This is a genomic window from Acinetobacter sp. CY73, assembly GCF_059515865.1.
The window spans coordinates 1-2,285 of record NZ_JCAKMZ010000063.1 but is presented as its reverse complement, the minus strand read 5'-3'; the positions used below and the strand labels follow the sequence as shown (position 1 = coordinate 2,285).

Genomic DNA, 2,285 nt, shown 5'->3' with positions numbered 1-2,285 from the left:
GAACCATTCAAATACAGCACGACTTAATTTACAGGCTTGTCTGTAAAGAAAACTCTTTTTTTACGCGTCCATCCCATCTTATTAAGGGCTTTTAAAATGACATGATAACCAACGGTATAACCGAATTGTTGTTCAAACAGAGGGACAAGATCTTTCGCCTGAGTAAACGGTGTATTTTTTACGAAGTGCTCAAAGGCTTGAAGATCTCGAATCCTCGAAGGGCGTCCTGCATTTTGAGGTTTAGGCTGTTTGAGCTGACCAGTTTGCTGTTCGAGTAGGATCCAATCATCTAGGGTGGTTCTTGCAATATTAAATAGTTCACACGTTTTGGATTTATGCTGTGATTCTTTATAAAACTGCATGACTTTTTCGCGTAGATCGACAGAATATGTTTTTGGCATGATCCTAAATCTTAGTGTTTTTTCTATTGTAGCTCATATTGGATTCTTAGCTATATGCCCCATCTGTCACTGTACCTGAGAGCTTCGAATCAGATTCAATCCATTTGAATCTATCCATCCCCTTCGGTGAGCCTTATATTTTTGATTAAAAAAAGGCTTCTCTCCAGATGTTTTACGATGATTACAGTCCTTTTGCCTGAGAGATTCCGGGGTCGTTGCTCCTTCGGCGCGTTCAGAGAAGAACATCTCTCCTGCAATAATCTTTCATTGTTATAAGGCAATTAATATGCCATTTAATAAACATTGACCAGCATTCAATTGTAAAAAAACCTGAGATTTTGCTCAGGTTAACTTTAAATTCTGCACATTAACGATGCGTATGCACCGACATCACGATCCCCATTCCCGCGAGTGTTGCAATGACAGCAGTACCACCATAACTCATCAAAGGTAAAGGATCGCCTGTTACAGGCAATACACCACTTACCATCCCAGCATTTAATAACACAAAAAAGAAGAAGGTTAATGCTGTTGCACCCACATATAGTCGCCCAAAACTATGAAAAGAATTCAAGGAAATGAATAAACAACGCATAATGATCGCTGCAAATAGAACAAATAAAGTCAACACACCCAAAAAACCAAACTCTTCAGCAAGCGTCGACATAATAAAATCGGTATGATGTTCAGGAAGATAACCCAAATGGGACTGAGTACCATCGGTAAATCCTTTACCCACCAAGCCACCAGAGCCAATGGCAATTTTAGACTGAATAATATTCCATCCTGCGCCTAAAGAATCTGCTTCAGGATCGAAGAGTGTCACAATTCTTTTCTTTTGATATTCCTGTAATACAAACATCCAAGCGATTGGTGCTAAAGCAGCAAGTGCACCAAATCCCCCCAAAATAATACGCCAAGATATTCCACTTAAGAAAATAACAAAAATGCCGGGAATAATCAGTCCAATATTAAGGTCAGGTTGTAATACAACCAACACAAATGGAATCATCATCAAGCACAGTGCAATGATCACATGAATTAATTTCGGAGGAATTGCTTTTCGTGAAAAATACCATGCCATCATTAAAGGCATGGCAAATTTCATAATTTCACTGGGTTGCATACTGCCGAGGCCTGGCACAGAAATCCAACGTTTAGCACCCAAACGCACCTCACCAATCACCAAAACCAAGGCTAATAAGACAATAGATAAGGCATAAAGATATGGACTAATAACCTGATAAACTTTTGGCGGGATTTGTGCAAATATAATCAACACAATGAATCCAATCACAAAACTAGAAGCTTGGCGAACCAACATACTGCTATCTTCTGAAGTCGCACTGTAGACAATAATTAATCCAAATATAGCATTCAACACCAACAGCATTAACAACCATGGATCAAGATGCACACGATGCCAAAAAGATGACTTTGAATTAAAACTTCGTCCATCACGCAAAGCGTGACGTAAAAATTTATACTGTTGGGATGGTTCCATTCAATCAAATATTTATTTTCAATCGTTGAGCGCCATTATATTGAAAATGTGACTCAAATAATAATAAGTGTCGTGAATAACACAGTTATTTTCTAAATTAACCCGAATCCTGTTTAAGCCTATGATTCCATAATATGAATTGTTGGCTTATTTCGATGGGTTAATTGATATGCACATAACGAGGCGTAAATTCCACTGAGAAATCCACGAACACTGCGTGCTTTACTTGTCACTAAATTGTATTGACCTTTCAACAAACTGAATAACGTTTCTATCTTATTGCGTTGCCTTAGGTGATATTCATCTGATGCACTGAGTTGAACAGATTCCATGTTCTTCCGATGATAAGTAATCAAATCAATACCTTGATCTTGTAACCT

At 38.2% G+C, this 2,285-nt stretch carries 3 protein-coding genes and 1 riboswitch; all 3 genes read right to left on the bottom strand.

The annotated features are described in order from the left end of the window. Window positions 1-23: 23 nt before the first annotated feature. On the bottom strand, window positions 24-401 hold the full coding sequence (locus tag AC5YD2_RS16095) for an IS630 transposase-related protein (RefSeq protein ID WP_496125791.1): 378 nt from the start codon (window positions 399-401) through the stop codon (window positions 24-26). Window positions 402-575: 174 nt separating this feature from the next. Next, a riboswitch (glycine riboswitch) is annotated at window positions 576-665 on the bottom strand. Window positions 666-768: 103 nt separating this feature from the next. After that, complete coding sequence (gene rodA, locus AC5YD2_RS16090; protein ID WP_496127257.1) at window positions 769-1,905, bottom strand: rod shape-determining protein RodA; 1,137 nt, start codon at window positions 1,903-1,905, stop codon at window positions 769-771. 119 nt (window positions 1,906-2,024) lie between these two features. Then, window positions 2,025-2,285 (bottom strand): transposase (locus tag AC5YD2_RS16085; protein ID WP_496127256.1); only part of this gene is annotated, 261 nt, incomplete at its 5' end.